This window comes from Campylobacter concisus (genome assembly GCF_003048675.2).
Lineage (GTDB): Bacteria > Campylobacterota > Campylobacteria > Campylobacterales > Campylobacteraceae > Campylobacter_A > Campylobacter_A concisus_F.
The window spans coordinates 34,135-51,405 of sequence record NZ_CP060707.1 but is presented as its reverse complement, the minus strand read 5'-3'; the positions used below and the strand labels follow the sequence as shown (position 1 = coordinate 51,405).

Sequence of the window (17,271 nt, the reverse complement as noted above, 5' to 3'; positions counted from 1 at the left end):
AAAACGAATAGTTATATGATAAGAAAAACTCAAAAAGGATAGCCTATGATACATAAAATTCTTATCGCAAATCGTGGTGAGATCGCAGTTAGGATAGTCAGAGCTTGTAGGGATTTACACATCCAAAGCGTAGGAATTTACACAGCACCAGACAGCGAATGCTTGCATGTAAGGATCGCTGACGAGGCCTATCAAGTTGGCGACGACCCAATAAAGGGCTATCTTGACGCCAAAGCGATCGTAAAGCTCGCAAAAGAGTGCGGAGCTGACGCCATTCACCCAGGATACGGCTTTCTTAGCGAAAACTACGAATTTGCAAAGGCGGTTGAGGACGCTGGGCTCATTTTCATCGGTCCAAAGGCCGAAGTCATCAAGAAAATGGGCGATAAAAACGTCGCTAGATATCTGATGAAGAAAAACGGCATACCAATAGTTCCAGGCACTGAAAAGCTAAACGACGAGAGCATGGACGCCATAAAAGAGCACGCAAGGCGTATAGGCTACCCTGTCATCTTAAAAGCAAGCGGAGGAGGTGGCGGCCGTGGCATTAGAGAGGTTTGGCAAGAAGAAGATATGCAAAACGCCTTTGAGTCGTGCACCAGAGAGGCAAAGGCATACTTTAACAACGACGAAGTTTTCATGGAGAAGCTTGTCGTCAATCCTCGCCACATCGAGTTTCAAATTTTAGGCGATAACTACGGCAACATCATCCACCTTTGCGAGCGTGACTGCTCTATCCAAAGGCGCCACCAAAAGATCATCGAGATCGCACCTTGCCCTTCGATTAGCGAAAATTTAAGAAAGATCATGGGCGTGACCGCAGTGGCTGCTGCAAAGGCTGTGGGCTACTCAAACGTAGGAACTATCGAGTTTTTGCTAGATGACTACAACAACTTTTACTTCATGGAGATGAACACCCGTATCCAAGTGGAGCACGGCATCACCGAAGAGATCACAGGACATGATCTTGTCGTTAGGCAGATAAGGATCGCTGCTGGTGAAATTTTAGAGATCGAGCAAAGCGACATCAAACCACGCGGCTACGCGATAGAGGCTAGGATCACGGCTGAAAATGTCTGGGAGAATTTCATCCCAGCGCCAGGCACGATCGAGGGCTACTACCCAGCTCTTGGCCCATCTGTACGCGTCGATAGCCACGTCTATAAAGACTACACCATACCGCCATTTTACGACTCACTTATCGCAAAATTGATCGTCAAGGCGACTGACTACGATCTTGCGGTAAATAAGCTTGAAAGAGCACTTGAAGAATTTACTATCGAGGGCGTGCGAACGATCATCCCATTTTTGCTTACGATCAGCAAAAGTAAGGAGTTTAGAAGAGGATTTTTCGATACTAGCTACGTCGAGAAAAACTTAAAAACTATCCTTGAAAACACCTACGACGATATGAACAAAGAGCCAAATGACGATCTAGAAGAGGTCATCGTAGAGGCGATAAAAAGATATAAGAAGAAGAGATAAATTTACCTCACGATATGGCTTTGGCGATAAATTTCGCCAAGGCTAAATTTCCGCGCAAACTGCGTAAATTTTAGCTCCGTCATTTGCCACAGCGTAGAGCCTGCCACCGCTTACTAGCATGATCTGATCTGCGCTAAGTCTAAATTTCTCAAACCCTATCTCTTTTAATAGCAAGCCATCTTTGGCACTTATCAAAACTGGCTTATTTTTGCGGTTTGCGAGTAAAATTTGACCTTTGATCCAAACAAAATGCTCCGTGCCGCTGGTTTTAAACTTAAACACTACTTCGCCACTTTTTGCATCCACGGCGTATAGATCTCCGCCCTTGCCAGCGGTGCCAAAGTAAAGCACTCCCTCACGCAGGCAAACTGGCGTGTAGAGATATGCGCCAAGCTTTAGACGCCAGATGGTCTTGCCTATCCTTGCGCCCTGCTCTTTACGTGGCACACTCGCGTTTAAATTTTCATCTTTCGCCGCACTTTTGAACTCTGTGCCGCCCAAAATTTCTTTACACTCCATCATAAATGGCGAGCTCATTCGCACGCAAAAGCCATCAAATTCATACGTTTTAGCGTCGTTATATATCTCTTTTATGGGCTCATTAGCAACGCCGAGCTCGCTCATCTGCCCGTTATCTATCTTTATGAGCTTTGCTGGGGAGTTTATGCAGCCCTTGTAGTATCTAGTATTTAGCACGAAGTAGCCATTTTCTGGGTAGCAACGCGCATTGCTGGCTATGAAAATTTCGCTTTGTTTGTAGGCAAGCGTTGATCTCTTATGCTCGCTAAAGTCACGTGAAAATGTATCTAGTAGCACGTAGTTTGGCGTTAGTTTTTGAGCTATCTCTAACTCGCTAGGCACCCCAAAAGCAAAATGTACAAATGCAATGCGCCCATTCATCTCATAAATGCCAGTTACGCCGTGCCCGCGAAACTCCACGCCAGGCATATCAAGAGGATATGATCTAACCACGCTAGCTCCTTAAATTTATGGCGATTATAACCCAAATTTAAAAGCGCACTAGGCTAAATTTGATAAAATTTGCCAAATTTAGCAAATTTAAGGAGCGATATGTTTTTAAAACTAGATGAGATCGCTAGAAAACTAGATCAAATTTTCTTGCCGCTAGAGCAAGAGGGCATAACTGGCATGAGACTTTTGCCACAAAAGGATGCTTTGGCGCTTATACAAGCGCAAAAGAGCCTTGGCGTAAATTTCCCAGCCAAATTTACAAAGCTTTTAAGCAAATTTGATCTTGGCAACTTTGAAATTTGCAATCTCAGCTTTGGCTCTAGAGGCGACTACGCGAGCGAGCTAGTGCGGCTAAACAGCGTAGATGAGTTTGGTGGCAAATGGTGGCAGGGTGTAGCTCGCCCAGCAAATTTGATAGTTTTTGCCGTGGGTGATCCATGGATATTTTTGCTTGATTGCACGAGTGGTGCGGTCTATGCGTGGCTGCTTGAAGATAAAAAGCTTTGCAGCAGGCGCGTCGCGAGCGACTTTGAAAAATTTTTCATAGCGCTTGCCAGCACCTATATAGCAAGGCTAAATGATGAAGCCCTGCCATCAGCCCAGCATATACTAAATTTTGTCCAAGCAGACGACGCAGCACTTGATTTTTGGCAAGAGATGGCGCAAATTTAGTAAATTTTATAAATTTAGTTTCGATATGTAACACTCATTGCCTAAAATAAAAATATTAAAATATCTTTAAATAAAAATTTTTTCTAGCCGAGCTAATATTTAACTACAAAAAAAGGAAAAAGGAGCAAAAATGAGCGAGTACATCGAACAAACGATGGAGTGGATAAAGAAGACCAACCCAGGTCAAGGCGTCTTTGTCCAAGCTGCGACTGAGGTTCTAAACAGCCTAGAGCCGCTTATCAAAAGAGAGAGCAAGTACCAAAAACACGCGATCCTAGAGCGCATCGTCATCCCTGAGCGCACGGTGATCTTTCGCGTGACATACACAGGCGATGATGGCAGACCAAAGGTAAATAACGGTTACCGCGTGCAGTTTAACTCAGCTGTTGGCCCATACAAGGGCGGTCTAAGGCTCCACCCAAGCGTCGATCTTGGCGTGCTAAAATTTCTTGGATTTGAGCAAATTTTCAAAAACTCGCTCACTGGCGTAAATATCGGCGGTGCAAAAGGCGGCAGCACCTTTGATCCAAAGGGCAAGAGCGAGGGCGAGATAATGCGCTTTTGCCAAGCATTTATGAGTGAGCTTTACCGCCACATCGGCAACACCGTGGATGTGCCAGCAGGCGACATCGGCGTGGGCGCTAGAGAGATCGGCTATATGTTTGGTCAGTATAAAAAGCTAACTGGCAGGTTTGATGGCATATTAACTGGCAAGGGGCTAAACTGGGGTGGCAGCCTAGCGCGCACAGAGGCTACTGGATACGGACTAGTATATTTCACTCAAAACATGCTAAAAAAAGCTGGACTTGACTTGGAAGGCAAAAAATGCAGCATCAGCGGTAGCGGAAATGTTGCCATCTACACAGTCGAAAAGCTCTATCAAGCAGGCGCACTGCCTATCACCGTCTCTGACTCAAACGGATATGTCTATGACGCTGAGGGCATCGATCTAGCGGTGCTTAAAGAACTAAAAGAAGTAAAACGCGCTCGCCTTAGCGAATACACCAAATTTAGACCAAATGCAAAATATGTAAGCGTGAGCGAATACAAAGAGGGCAGAAACGGCGTCTGGGACGTGCCATGCGACGGAGCCTTCCCATGTGCGACACAAAACGAGCTTCACCTAGCTGACATAAAAGTGCTTTACGCAAATGGCTGCCGCTTCGTGGCTGAGGGCGCGAACATGCCAAGCACGCTTGATGCGATAAATTTCATGCTTGCGCAAAAAGACTTTCACTTTGCTCCAGCAAAAGCAGCAAACGCTGGCGGCGTGGGAACAAGTGGTCTTGAGATGATGCAAAACGCTGGTATGACTTCGTGGAGTTTCGAGGAGGTCGATCACAGACTTCATGGCATCATGAACCACATCTTTGAACTAAGCTACGAAACGAGTAAAGAGTTTGGCGATGAGGGCAACTTGGTGCTTGGCTCAAATATCGCTGGCTTTAGAAAAGTGGCTGATGCGATGATAGATCAAGGATATGTGTAGGCCAATTTGGCTCTTTGTTTTGTAAATTTACGTCCAAGCTAAATTTGGACGTAAATCGATACAAGGTAGGCTATGATTTTTAGCCAAAAAAGTGTTTTGCCTTTTATATGGCAAACTTTACTAGTAAGCTAGCAAATTTACGCTGCTTTTATGCATTTTATGCGGTGTTCGTTTTGACAAATTTTTGCTGGTGTGGCAGATGTGAATTTGAAGCTTGGTTAAATTTCATTAGGGTGGCTAGCAGATCACTTTTTTAGAGCATTTAATAGAAATTTTGTCAAAAGAGCTAATATAGTGGCAAATGGTGGTATGGCAAGGCTCATCCAGTAAAATTGAAAGTTTTTGCTGTGGGTGATCCGTGGATATTTTTGCTTGATTGCACGAGTGGTGCGGTCTATGCGTGACTACTTGGCGATGAAGAAATTTGCAGCAAATGCGTTGCGAGCGAAAAATTTCATGGCACTTGCAACTTCGACATAATAAGGCTAAATGACAAAATCCTACCAAAAAGCGAGCAAAACCTAAAATTTCACAAGCAGATAAAAAACACTTTTTTGACAAGAAACGGCTTATGAAATTTAGTAAATTTAGGCTCGTCCAGCCTAAATTCTCTTTTATAAATTTAAACTACAAACAAGCGAATTTCTTACTAAATTTAGCTTAAAACACCCGCACCGCATTTAAATTTACAAGCTCACAAGAAGTTCAAATTTACTCTAATAGGCTGCGTTTGCTTGGTCAAATTTCAATAAAGTGACCCACGCTAGCTATAGCAAAATAATTAAATTCTGCTAAGCAAAGATTAAAATTTGATAAATTTAAGCTACAAATAATCAAGTTTCTTACCAAATTTGCTTATCAAATAAAACCAAAAGTAGTCAAAGCTTTTGTAAAAAGTATTTATTAAAGCGATATTCTCTTTGCCAAATTTAGCCTCAAATACTCACGCAAGCATATAAAAAACAAAATTTAAAACTCACAAGAAGTTTTAGACACAGCGCTTTTGCGAGCGACAGTAAGATAATCAAATTTGGACAAGGGAATTTAAAATTTGATAAATTTAAGCTACAAATAATAAAGTTTCTTACCAAGTTTAGCCTGCAATTAGACAAAATTTGGTTTAAAACACCCACGCAAACACTAAATATTTGCAAGCTCACAAGAAAGTCAATTTGCCTAGATTATTTTCAGCACAACGTCTATACAAGTGATGTAAAAGTATTAAACTCCAGCAATTAAAAATCAAAATCCACTAAATTTAAGCTACGTCTAAATTCATCCTACAAAATTTAACCGCAAGCCACATCAACCGCAAACGCCCTGGCGTAAATTTAGCATATATAAAAATGATAGAATTTTTGAAAATAGTTATTTGTGAGTTTTTGTATTAAAAATTTAATGAAAAAGAGCAAGCCCTAGCCTGCTCTTTGTGAGAATTTAACCCTTTTTTGGAGTTACAAGCATATTTACATAACGACCTTCTATTATAGGCTCTTTGTCGCGGTCAGCCTCATCTTTGATCATCTCCCAGACCTTCTCAAGCATGGCTACGCCAGCCTCTGGGGTGCTCATCTCGCGACCCTTTAAAAATACACGAAATTTAACGTGTTTGCCATCTTGCAAAAACTCGCTTGCGTGTTTAACCTTATAGTTTATATCGTTTTGGGCGATCTTGACAGAGAGTTTTATCTCTTTTATCTCGATGGTTTTTTGCTTTTTCTTAGCCTCTTTTTGCTTTTTCTCTTGCTGATAGCGGAATTTACCATAGTCCATTATCTTGCAAACTGGCGGCTTTGCATCTGGCGCTATAAGCACCAAGTCAAGCCCAAGCCTATTTGAGATCTCTAAAGCCTCATCTCTTGAGATGACACCGTATGCCGTGCCATCATCCCCTACACATCTTACCTCTCTCGCCCTTATATCTTCATTGAGCAATACTTCATTTTCCTTACTCAAAAATGTACCTCACTAAGTTTCTCCTTCGTTAAATTTATAAATTCCGCCAAGCTCATATCGCTCTGCGTCCTAGCCTGTCTGTCGCGCAACGCAACGCTCTTGTTCGCTACTTCGTTGTCTCCTAGCACGACTATCATAGGCACCCTTTGTTTTTCTGCCGTTCTTATTCTCTTATTTAAACTCTCGTTTTTACTTGCGATCTCGCTATCGACGTTGATCTTTCTTAGCTCGCGTGAAATTTCTTTTGCATAGTCTAAATGCGCGTCGCTAATAGGCACGATGACGACTTGCGTTGGCGCTATGAAAAATGGTAGCTCGCCAGCAGTGTGCTCAAGTAAAATTCCTATAAATCTCTCAAAACTGCCAAGTAAGGCTCTGTGAAGCATTACAGGGCGCTGTCTTTCGTTGTTTGCGTCGATGTAGCCTAGATCAAAGCGCTCTGGCAAGTTAAAATCAACCTGGATCGTACCGCACTGCCACTTTCTCTTAAGTGCGTCAGTGATCTTAATGTCGATCTTTGGTCCATAAAATGCGCCGCCGCCCTCGTCGATGCCGTATTTAAAGCCATTTTCATCAAGGGCTTCTTTTAGCGCTTTTGTAGCTGTATCCCAAATTTCATCGCCACCTATCGCTTTGGCTGGCTTGGTTGAAATCTCCATCTCGTAGTGGAAACCAAAATTTTCCATTATCGTGCCAGCAAATTTTAAAATTTCTAGGATATTTTCTTTGATCTGACTTGGCATACAAAAGATATGTGAGTCATCTTGTGCAAATTCTCTAACCCTGAAAAGTCCGTGAAGCACGCCACTTTTCTCATGGCGATGCACCACGCCGTACTCAAAAAATTTAAGCGGTAGATCGCGGTAAGAGCGGATGTCACTTTGATAAACTTTGATGTGACCAACGCAGTTCATCGGCTTGATGCCATACTCTGTCTCATCGATCGTTGTAAAGTACATATTTTCTTTGTAGTTTGCGTAGTGGCCGCTTCTTCTCCACACATCAGCCTTTAAAAGCTCAGGTCCTCGCACTGGCTCATAGCCGCGATCTCTGTGAGCTTTGTATAAGAGCTGCTCTAGTTTTGATCTTAAGCGTCCGCCATTTGGTAGCCAGATAGGCAAACCACCACCCACTTCTTCATCAAATGTAAATAGCTTCATCTCGACGCCAAGCTTTCTGTGATCGCGTTTTTTAGCCTCTTCGATGATGCGGATGTGCTCTTTTAGGCTCTCTTTATCAGCATATGCTGTGCCATAAATTCTAGTTAGCATCTCGCGTGTTTCATCGCCGCCAAGATATGCACCAGCCACGCGTGTAAGCTTGAAGAATTTTAAAAATTTAGTATTTGGCACATGTGGTCCGCGGCAAAGGTCTTCAAAATCGCCTTGTGCGTAGCTACTCACTTCGCCATCTGGAATTCTTTTTAAGACCTCTTGTTTTAGATCGTCATCTTTAAATTTATCGCTCATATTAGCTTTGGTTGAGCAGGTTTTAACTATGTCAAATTTATTCTCAGCAAGCTCTTTCATCTTATCTTCGATCGCTGCTAGATCGCTCTCACCTAGCTTAGTGCCCTCATCATCAACTCTAAAATCATAATAAAATCCATCTTCTACGTTTGGTCCGACAAAGAATTTCGCCTTTGGATAGAGTGACTTGATAGCTTGTGCCATGAGGTGCGCACAGGAGTGTCTGATAACGTGTAGTGCCTCTTTTGAGTTGTCAAAATAGATAGGCTCAGCACTACTCTCACGCCCTGCGATACTTTGAGTATCGACTATTTCGCCATTTAGTTTGTATGCGATGATATCGCTCATTGTTTTTCCTTATATCAAATTGTCTTTTTTACGATAAAAGAACGATTAAGGATTTTATCTAAATGGGCTTTAAGCTAAACTTAATATTTGCTAAGCAAATTTTTATAAATTATTTTTAAATTTTGATAAATTTGAGCTAAAATTTTTGGATTATTAAATATATATTTTTATATAAAATTATAAAAATACCTAAATTTAGCATATTTTATTTATATAATTTATTATATTTTAATATTACCACTGATAATATTTGCTCCTGAAATGAATTTAGCAATTTCTCGTCTTTGCATTACTTAAATTCATTTTTCTCCCGACTAATTTAGTGCTAGGAAGTGGTTAGCCTAGCACTTTTCTTTTGCAAATTTAACAAACACCGGCTTTACTATCCTGGCGTAGTCTTTTGCATTTAGGACGATAGATCTATCAAGAAGACCTGCATTAAAGGCGATCTCCTCGTTTCGCTCTAGCAAGCTCTCGTCCACAACAAGGTGTAAATTTTTATGAAAGCTAAATGGCGGAACCGAGCCAAATACGCAATCAGCCAAGGCCGTAACCTCCTCTGGGCTAGCAAGGCTTGCTTTTTTACCATCAAATTTTTGCGTAAGCGCGTCGAGATCAGCCTGCTCGTCCGCTGGTAAGACCGCTAGCAAGTAAATTTTACCAGCCTTCATCGCTGGTTTTTCGTCATCTAGCAAGTAGCCATCTAGCACATTTTCATCTTTAAAAATTTGCCTAAATTTTGCTTCATCAATGCCTTTTATAGAGCACACCAGCGCCTTTGCGCCCTGGCTCATCTTCGTGCCCCTTATCTTCGCAACCTCCTCTGAAGTTCTCGCGCTCTCATGCTCTATCACTCTAAATTTAGCCCCATTTTTGCTAAGAAGGTTGTGGATTTTATTAAAAATTTGCTCTGACACAGCTCTTTCCTTTGGATAAATTTAGTTAAAATTATACCGCTAAAACCAAAAAAGGGCAGGAAAATGCAGATAAATTTAGATGACGTAAAGATCGAGCCAAGCTGGAAAGAGGTGCTAAAGGATGATTTTTTGAGTGAAAATTTCGCACGCATCAAAGAAAATTTCTTAAAAGCAAAGAGCGCTGGCGTCGTCTATCCACCAAGCGGGCTTATATTTAACGCATTTAATCTAACGCCATTTCACGCCGTAAAGGTCGTCATCCTTGGCCAAGACCCATATCACGGCGCAAATCAAGCCATGGGGCTAAGCTTTTCAGTGCCAAGTGGTGTGCGCGTGCCACCAAGCCTTGTGAATATCTACAAAGAAATTTACGCCGATCTTGGCATAAAAGAGCCAAATAGCGGCGATCTTACAAAGTGGGCAAAGCAAGGCGTGCTTTTATTAAATTCAACTTTAAGCGTTAGTGCTGGGATAGCAAATTCTCACGCTAGCTTCGGCTGGCAGGGCTTTACAGACGCTGTCATAAGAAAGATTAGCCAAAATTTACAAAACGTAGTTTTTATGCTCTGGGGCAACCCAGCCAAGGCAAAAGCACCGCTTATAGACGCCAGCAAGCACCTCATCTTAGAAGCAGCGCACCCAAGTCCGCTAGCTCGTGGGGCATTTTTTGGTTGCAGGCACTTTTCAAAGGCAAATATCTACCTAGCAAACCACGGCAAAACGCCCATCGAGTGGGACTTAAACGCTAAAATTTGAGCTATTTTTTAAGCTCACTAAGAAGCTTATTTACCTTTTCAAGCTCGCTTTTGCAAAATTTCTCGTCGTTATTTTGCATTATCATCGCCTCTTGGCCGCTTTGTCTTTGCTTAAACTCATCAAATTTAAGCTCAAAAAGCCTTAGCGCCTTCTCATCACCCGCAAGCTTCTTGCTCTCTTTGGCATAAAGCTCGTCAAGATAGAGCCTACTTTGCTTGACATACTCCTTGCAAACCTCGCTTGCACCAAATAAATTTACGCCCAGCAAAAGGGCAAAAATGGCAAATTTTTTCATATTTTTCCTTGAAATTTTTGCGTTATACTAGCCTTTAAGCACTTAAATTTTAAAATATTTTGCAAAAAAAGGATGAAAAATGAGGCGAAAAGATAGAGAGCTTAGTCGTGAAGAGGCGCTTGAGATCATCGATAACTGCGAATATGGCGTGATCTCATGCGTGGATGATGAGGGAGAAATTTTTAGCGTACCTATCTCGCCTGTTAGGGTTGGTGAGAGCATTTTTGTGCATGGAGCGAGCGCAGGCAGCAAGGCAAAGCTGCTTCAAAATGGGCGAAAAGTGGAGTTTGTCTGCGTTAGCTTTAACAAAGTCCCACATCTAAATGATAGCGAGCTAGAAATGATAAAAGACGATGGCAAGGCGCTTGGCGGCAAGGTCTTTACGACTGAATACAAAAGCGCCATCGCAAAAACAAGAGCCTACGAAGTGACAGATGAAGCCAAAAGATATGAAATTTTAAAAATTCTCAGCCAAAAATACACCGCCTACGCGATGAGCACCTTTGACGTGGCGGCCGAGTATGGGCTAAAAAATATGAAAATTTACGAGCTAAAGATAGAGAGCCTTAGCGCAAAGGCCAAAATTTTGCCAAAAGCGGTAAAGGAGTAAATTTGAGCTCACTTGCACTGATGTTTAGACCAAAAAACTTGGATGAAATTTGCGGCCAAAAAGCAGTTAAAGCGGCCTTTTTAAAATTTATAGCCACAAGCAAGATACCGCACTCCATATTTTATGGTCCAGCAGGCTGTGGCAAGACGAGCTTTGCAAGGGCTGTGGCAAGCGGCGCAAACTACGACTTTTACGAGTTTGATGGCGGAAATTTAAAGATAGATGACTTTCGCAAAATTTTAAAAAACTACGAAAACGCCCTAAATAAGCCACTCTTTTTCATAGACGAGATCCACAGGCTTAGCAAAACCCAGCAAGAAGCACTGCTTATACCCATGGAAAACTACAAAGCCCTAGTCATCGGCGCTAGCACGGAAAATCCCTTTTTTACGCTAAGCTCAGGCATCAGAAGCCGCTCGATGCTCTTTGAGTTTAGACCGCTTAGCAGTGGCGATTTTGAGGAGCTTCTTGGCAAGATCAGAGAGCAAATTTCATTTAGCATAGATGAAGAGGCGAAGGAGTATCTTTTTAAAAGTAGCGGCGGCGACGCAAGAGCTATGCTAAATTTACTCGAATTTGCCGTCACGCTTGATGAAAATGTGAGCCTAGAAAATTTAAAAACACTTCGCCAAAACGCCCTAAAAGAGGGAGCAAAAGAGGACGACACACACTACGAGCTAGCAAGCGCTTTTATAAAAAGTCTGCGTGGAAGCGACGAAAACGCCGTCATATACTACCTTGCAAGGCTCATAGACTCTGGCGAGAGTGCTGACTTTATCGCTAGAAGGATGGCGATATTTGCCAGCGAAGACATCGGCAATGCAAACCCAAATGCGCTAAATTTAGCCGCAAGCACGCTTAGCATCGTAAAAGATATAGGCTTTCCAGAGGCTAGGATCATACTGGCTCAGTGCGCCATCTATCTAGCCAGCTCGCCAAAGTCAAACTCCAGCTACAACGCGATAAATGCCGCACTAAGATACGTGCAAAGCGAGGAAATTTTAAAGATCCCGCCATATCTAAAAAACCACACAAAAGAGAGCAAAGACTACCTTTATCCGCATGATTTTGGCGGCTGGGTCGAGCAAAAATACCTAGAAATACCGCTCGTTTTTTACAAAAGCAAGGGCATAGGCTTTGAAAAAACGCTAAATGAGTGGCTAGAAAAGATAAGATCAAAGGGCTAAATTTAGGATAAATTTCAAAAGAGTGCAGATGAACGAGCAAAATTTAGAATATATCGCAAATTTAAAGATAAAAGACGTGCCGTGGGAGAGGCTAAGCTGTAGTTACGGCACGGCGGAGCTTTTTGATAAAATTTTAAAAAGCCTTTCGCAAGCTCTGAAAAGCTCTAAATTTGATGAAAATGAGCTTGGCGAGCTACTTGATGAGATAATGGATCAGTGCGAGTATCAAGAGACATTTTGGCACGCTACGCCATTTGCGCTCGTTTTTTTGGTGAGAATTTATAAAAGTGCGCTAGACGAAAAAGGCGAGGCAGCTAAATTTATCTCACGTAAGCTTGAAGAGTTTTTTAAGCTTATGCTTGAAATTTGCGAGAAAGTAGAGCAGATGGAGCATGCAAAGCCGCTTGCAAAAATGGAGCAAATGCTAGAGCCAAAGTATCTTGAGATCATCGAGCAAGATGAGTTAAGCTATGACGATAGGCTATTTTACAGCTTTTACTACTATTCAAGCGTGGTTTTGCAGGGCTCTCTTGTAAAAATTTAGCTCGGGCATGATTTTTTAGCTATTAATTTAAATTTTATATTTATTCAAATATACTTCTCAAATCCAAATCAATCACGAAAGTTTAAAAATGCCTACGAATTTTGCTGAAATTTTGAATAACTGCGTTGAAAGTATAAATTCATTTCTTTGGGGTCCATACTTCCTTATCGCCCTACTTTGCGGCACTGGACTATTTTTTACCATTAGACTTGGCTTTGTTCAGATTTTTAAATTTAAGATGGGTTTAGGCAAGCTTTTTGGAAATTTCTCACTTCACGGCGAGGCTGCTGGCAAGGCTGGTATGAGCTCATTTCAAGCAGTCGCAACGGCGATCGCCGCGCAAGTTGGCACTGGCAACCTAGTAGGCGCGACGACAGCTCTTATCATGGGCGGTCCTGGAGCCATATTTTGGATGTGGTGCGCAGCCTTTTTAGGCATGGCTACAAATTTTGCTGAAATTTGCCTCGCTCAAATTTACCGCACCAAAGATGACAGCGGTCATACGATAGGCGGTCCAGCCTTTTACATAAGCCGCGGATTAAAGGGCAAATGGGCGAAATTTCTAGCTGGATTTTTCGCTATCGCTATCATCATCGCACTTGGCTTTATCGGCAATATGGTTCAAGCAAACTCCATATCAGACGGCTTTAGCGGCGCTTTTGGCATACCGCAGTGGCTAACAGGGGCGTTTTTGGCTCTCATTTGCGCGCTAATTTTCATAGGTGGCGTAAAGGCGATCGCAAGGGTCGCTGAAAAGATCGTGCCGCTAATGGCGCTACTTTATATCGTTGTTGGCGTGGTTATCATCGCTTTAAATTTTCACCAAATCCCAGAGGCGATCTCACTAATATTTAAAGCTGCGTTTGATCCTTCGGCTGCTTGGGGTGGGGCAACTGGCGCTAGCATCGCAGCTGCTATGAGATACGGCATCGCAAGAGGACTTTTTAGCAACGAAGCTGGCATGGGTTCAACTCCGCACGCACACGCTGCTGCAAATGTCAAACACCCAGTCGATCAAGCCGTCCTTGGCATAATGAGCGTCTTTATAGACACCTTTGTCATCCTAAATATAACCGTTTTTGTGGTGCTTACTGCAAATGTCATCAGCTTTGAAAACGGCAAGGCGGTCTTTACTGGCATCACCTTGGTGCAAGAGGCGTTCTCGTCACATATCTTTGGCAAAACTGGCGGTTATAGCTTCGTGGCGATCTGCCTATTTTTCTTCGCATTTACGACGATCATTGGCTGGTACTACTTCGCTGAGATCAATGTGCGCTACCTTTTTGGCGCAAAAGCGGTTAAAATTTTTAAAATTTTAGTTGTTGTTTTTGTCTTTTTAGGTAGCTTGCAAAAGGTTGATTTTGTCTGGAGTTTAGCAGATATGTTTAACGGCCTTATGGTTGTGCCAAATTTAATCGCCATAATCCTTCTAAGCCCAGTCGTGGCTAAACTTTTAAAAGATCACGACGCTGGCAAAGAGTACGACGTAAAAGAGTATTTGAAGTAAATTTAAGAGTGCGTGGAGAGAGGACCTCTCCACATTAAATTTAATATTATAGATGGTCTGTTGGAGCGACAGTTATAGGCTCAAGTGGCATATAAAATGTCGTTGCTTGAGGCTCAGAGTATTTGTTGCCAGCCTCATCTACCGATGAAGCTTCGACTTTGTATTCATAATCTCTATTATTTAAAACACCGCTCTCAACTTTCCAGTTGCCTTCAGCATCAGCCTTGACACTTAGTTCTTCGACTACTTGAGCTGCTTTGCCTAGCCAAGAGTTACCTAAGCCGTCGTTATAAAAGACATCAGCCGTTTTGATAACTATATTTACATCAGCAAACGCCTCTGCCTTGCCCTCGATAGTCGGTGAAAAGTCATACTCTTTATTGCTATCATACATTGTGTTATAGTGTGACAAGTCAGTAAAATCATCAGTAGATATTTTTGTGATAGATAAAGTGCTATTGTCTGTATCAACAGTTATCTCTTGTGTGCTTGTAGCTTTTAGCTCTTCGCCGTTTGCAGCTACTTTACTAGCTTCGATAGTAAATTTATGATCGCCGTCAGCTAGAGGCGAGCTTGGTGTGTATGACCAGTTGCCATCATTATCGGTAGTTGTCGTGCCAAGTAGTGGTGCGCTCTCGCCTTCGCCATCAAATATACTTATAGTAGCGTTTGAAGTAGCCTTACCTACCAAAGTTGGAGTGTTATCGTTTGTGATATGCAGACCTGTTCTTTGTGAATTTTCATGCTCTAAGATATTGCCCTCGATGTCAAGGTTGCTGCTTACTGCCTGATCTGTATTACCAGTCACTACATTATCATCAACTGCTGTGACAGATACTTCTAGGGTCTGTGGCAATATATTGTTATATGCATTATCTATCGCAGCTGCAAGCGTATCAAGGCTAAAGCCCTCACTAGCAGCGCCATTTACATTTGTTAGAGCCTCTGCACTAGCGATTGTTTGAGAAGCTAGATCGCCAAAATTTGCATTTACGTTTGAGTAGTGACCACCATTTGCAAAGCCAGCAGCGCCAAGGCTCACGCCATTCGAGCTTACTCCACCTGCTGATTGAGTGCCGCCAGCTGCAGTCTCTTCAAGATCAGAGATATTTTTACCATTTAATAATTGCTCTTGTAGCGATGCTATCTCTTTGCCAGTCTCATCGCTAGCATTTTCATTTTGAGTTTGCGCAGCCTGCAACTCAACCTTTACGCCATCTTGTTCTTTTATGACCTCATTGTCATAGATCACGTCGCCTGCTTTTAGAGTTCTTTCATTTCCATTAGCGTCTATAGCGACAATGGCATCCGTGCCGATTATTGATTTGATTAGTCCTTTAACTTTACTCATAGTATTTCCCCTTTTTTATATTTTTATATCAGCAATTATAAGTAAAAAATTTATTTTATATCTATTGTACTTTGGTACAGTTGTGACATTTTAGGAATGTGAAGTTGTAAATTTTTGAGTTAAATTTAGTAAAAATTTACCGTATTTTAGGGATTTAGTTTAAAATTTAAAAATGGTAGAGTTATAAAAAATATTTTTAAATTTTATTTTTTGGACTTTACGTTTTGGGAAATTTTATATAGAAATGGTGGCCCCGAATGGACTCGAACCATCGACCACTACCATGTCAAGGTAGTGCTCTACCAACTGAGCTACGGGACCAAAGATTTGGGATTATATTTTATTTTCCTTTTTATTTAGCTTAATTACCTTTTTCTTTAAAATTCAACTTCATAAAACTAGTCTATATTTTAGCACTCTAAAATATTATTAATGCAGATTTAATCAAGCAAGGACTATAATTTTATAAAAATAAGTTTAAGTAAAAATATTAGTTTTCCATTGAAATTTGATGTTTATAAATCTTAAAAGAAAGGAAAAGGGTATGAATAAGCTTAAATTCATCGCTATTTTTGCCTGTTTATTTTCGCTTCATCTCTTTGGTGCCGATATGCCAAAGGGCGATCTAAACGTCACAAAAGTAGCAGTCTCCGATGAGCTACGAGCCAAATATAAGATCAAGCCTCATCACGAACATCTAAGCTTTGACTGCGTTGATTGTCACCAAAACCAGGGCGATGATCCTAGCAAATTTAAATCGATCGGCGACGCTGGCTGCCTATCCTGTCACAAGAGCAAAAAGCTTTTAGCTCAAAGGCTAAAATTTATGGATACTCTAAAGGCAAATCCTCACAACTCTGTTCACGATGGTCCGACTTTGTACTGCGACGAGTGCCACAACGAACACAAACCATCTACAAACATGTGCTCTGAGTGCCATGAACACGAGGTGCCACAATGGATGAACGGAGTAACACCATGAAAATTTCAAAAAAATTACTAGCGCTTATAATCTTCATAAGCGGAATTGTTGGATTTTTAGTCGTTCTGCCAGTTCATTACGCACTTGATGAGACGAGTGGGGATAAATTCTGCATCGTTTGCCACGAGATGGATCCTATGGTGATCGCCTACAACGACGACATCCACAGCGGCAAGGGCAAAACTGGTATCAAAGCAAGATGTGTGGATTGTCACATACCGCATGACAACATCGCAAAATACGCCCTAAAAAAGGCGAAAAACGGCATTTTAGAGGGCTGGGTGCATTTCTTTGGCGATCCTAATGCGATTGATTGGCATAAAAACCTCAAAAATCGCGAGCATTTTGTCTTTGACAACGGCTGCACAAGCTGCCACGCAAACGTGATAGATAGCAACAACACTTCAGCGCAAGCTCAAAAGATGCACGCTCACTACAAAAAGCTCCTTGACACTCCTAAAGAGCTAAAATGTGTAAGCTGTCACTATGACGCAGGTCACAGCGCTGGCTTTAGAAACTATCTTGAGTACTGGAAGCCATCGTATAAAATTTACGATAAAAAGATGATCGAAAAGAGGATCGAAACTAAGCAAAAATTCTTCAAAGAGGAGTACAAGCCTACAAAAGAAGAAGAGGAATTTTTAAAACAAAAGGCTGAAAAAGATGCCAAAAAACCAGCTGGTGGCGGTCTAGCTGGCTGACGAGAAAGCTTAACCGCTCTCAAGTGGCTT

The 17,271-nt window shown here is 41.9% G+C and carries 16 protein-coding genes and 1 tRNA gene; 10 read left to right on the top strand and 7 right to left on the bottom strand.

The window, feature by feature from the left end; genetic code table 11:
• Positions 1-45: 45 nt before the first annotated feature.
• Positions 46-1,485 carry an acetyl-CoA carboxylase subunit A gene (locus CVT00_RS00255; protein WP_103558333.1) on the top strand — a complete coding sequence of 480 codons (1,440 nt, stop codon included), beginning with the start codon at positions 46-48 and terminating at the stop codon, positions 1,483-1,485.
• 42 nt (positions 1,486-1,527) lie between these two features.
• On the opposite strand, the gene CVT00_RS00250 is transcribed toward CVT00_RS00255, so the two are convergent.
• On the bottom strand, positions 1,528-2,457 hold the full coding sequence (locus CVT00_RS00250) for a PQQ-binding-like beta-propeller repeat protein (RefSeq protein WP_103558334.1): 930 nt from the start codon (positions 2,455-2,457) through the stop codon (positions 1,528-1,530).
• Positions 2,458-2,556: 99 nt separating this feature from the next.
• Here CVT00_RS00250 and CVT00_RS00245 point away from each other — a divergent pair, with 99 nt between their 5' ends.
• Positions 2,557-3,129: an SMI1/KNR4 family protein gene (locus tag CVT00_RS00245; RefSeq protein WP_103558335.1), complete on the top strand. Its 573-nt coding sequence runs from the start codon at positions 2,557-2,559 to the stop codon at positions 3,127-3,129.
• A gap of 130 nt (positions 3,130-3,259) precedes the next feature.
• Positions 3,260-4,618 carry an NADP-specific glutamate dehydrogenase gene (gene gdhA, locus CVT00_RS00240; RefSeq protein WP_103558336.1) on the top strand — a complete coding sequence of 453 codons (1,359 nt, stop codon included), beginning with the start codon at positions 3,260-3,262 and terminating at the stop codon, positions 4,616-4,618.
• A 1,437-nt stretch (positions 4,619-6,055) separates the two neighbouring features.
• On the opposite strand, the gene infC is transcribed toward gdhA, so the two are convergent.
• The 3 genes from infC to CVT00_RS00225 all read right to left on the bottom strand — a co-directional run bounded on the left by infC (position 6,056) and on the right by CVT00_RS00225 (position 9,308).
• Positions 6,056-6,574, bottom strand: a complete 519-nt coding sequence (gene infC, locus CVT00_RS00235) for a translation initiation factor IF-3 (RefSeq protein ID WP_087585065.1) — start codon at positions 6,572-6,574, stop codon at positions 6,056-6,058.
• A complete protein-coding gene (thrS, locus tag CVT00_RS00230) occupies positions 6,571-8,391 on the bottom strand; it encodes a threonine--tRNA ligase (protein WP_103558337.1) in 1,821 nt (606 codons plus the stop codon). The genes infC and thrS overlap by 4 nt, the downstream gene beginning before the upstream one ends.
• A 341-nt stretch (positions 8,392-8,732) precedes the next feature.
• Complete coding sequence (locus tag CVT00_RS00225; RefSeq protein ID WP_107915935.1) at positions 8,733-9,308, bottom strand: YbaK/EbsC family protein; 576 nt, start codon at positions 9,306-9,308, stop codon at positions 8,733-8,735.
• Between the two features lie 63 nt (positions 9,309-9,371).
• On the opposite strand from CVT00_RS00225, the gene ung reads away from it, so the two are divergent.
• A complete protein-coding gene (ung, locus tag CVT00_RS00220; RefSeq protein WP_107915937.1) occupies positions 9,372-10,064 on the top strand; it encodes a uracil-DNA glycosylase in 693 nt (230 codons plus the stop codon).
• Position 10,065: 1 nt separating this feature from the next.
• Here the strand turns inward: ung and CVT00_RS00215 are convergent, their stop codons facing one another.
• On the bottom strand, positions 10,066-10,359 hold the full coding sequence (locus tag CVT00_RS00215) for a hypothetical protein (protein WP_103567407.1): 294 nt from the start codon (positions 10,357-10,359) through the stop codon (positions 10,066-10,068).
• A gap of 79 nt (positions 10,360-10,438) precedes the next feature.
• Here CVT00_RS00215 and CVT00_RS00210 point away from each other — a divergent pair, with 79 nt between their 5' ends.
• The 4 genes from CVT00_RS00210 to CVT00_RS00195 all read left to right on the top strand — a co-directional run bounded on the left by CVT00_RS00210 (position 10,439) and on the right by CVT00_RS00195 (position 14,207).
• The gene (locus CVT00_RS00210) at positions 10,439-10,969 is read left to right on the top strand and encodes a pyridoxamine 5'-phosphate oxidase family protein (RefSeq protein ID WP_107915939.1); all 531 of its coding nucleotides are present in this window, start codon (positions 10,439-10,441) and stop codon (positions 10,967-10,969) included.
• Between the two features lie 20 nt (positions 10,970-10,989).
• Complete coding sequence (locus CVT00_RS00205; protein WP_230853802.1) at positions 10,990-12,156, top strand: replication-associated recombination protein A; 1,167 nt, start codon at positions 10,990-10,992, stop codon at positions 12,154-12,156.
• Between the two features lie 28 nt (positions 12,157-12,184).
• A complete protein-coding gene (locus tag CVT00_RS00200) occupies positions 12,185-12,700 on the top strand; it encodes an ATP-dependent DNA helicase RuvA (RefSeq protein ID WP_107915943.1) in 516 nt (171 codons plus the stop codon).
• A gap of 88 nt (positions 12,701-12,788) precedes the next feature.
• The gene (locus CVT00_RS00195; RefSeq protein WP_103645896.1) at positions 12,789-14,207 is read left to right on the top strand and encodes an alanine/glycine:cation symporter family protein; all 1,419 of its coding nucleotides are present in this window, start codon (positions 12,789-12,791) and stop codon (positions 14,205-14,207) included.
• Positions 14,208-14,253: 46 nt separating this feature from the next.
• Here CVT00_RS00195 and CVT00_RS00190 read toward each other — a convergent pair whose 3' ends face one another.
• A complete protein-coding gene (locus CVT00_RS00190) occupies positions 14,254-15,558 on the bottom strand; it encodes an Ig-like domain-containing protein (RefSeq protein WP_107915945.1) in 1,305 nt (434 codons plus the stop codon).
• Positions 15,559-15,803: 245 nt separating this feature from the next.
• Positions 15,804-15,879: transfer RNA gene (locus CVT00_RS00185), tRNA-Val, on the bottom strand.
• A 223-nt stretch (positions 15,880-16,102) separates the two neighbouring features.
• Between CVT00_RS00185 and CVT00_RS00180 the strand changes: the two genes are divergently transcribed.
• Both CVT00_RS00180 and CVT00_RS00175 read left to right on the top strand, forming a co-directional pair.
• On the top strand, positions 16,103-16,540 hold the full coding sequence (locus CVT00_RS00180) for a cytochrome c3 family protein (protein WP_103557872.1): 438 nt from the start codon (positions 16,103-16,105) through the stop codon (positions 16,538-16,540).
• The gene (locus CVT00_RS00175) at positions 16,537-17,241 is read left to right on the top strand and encodes a cytochrome c3 family protein (protein WP_103557871.1); all 705 of its coding nucleotides are present in this window, start codon (positions 16,537-16,539) and stop codon (positions 17,239-17,241) included. Before CVT00_RS00180 ends, CVT00_RS00175 begins: the two co-directional genes overlap by 4 nt.
• Positions 17,242-17,271 lie beyond the last annotated feature (30 nt).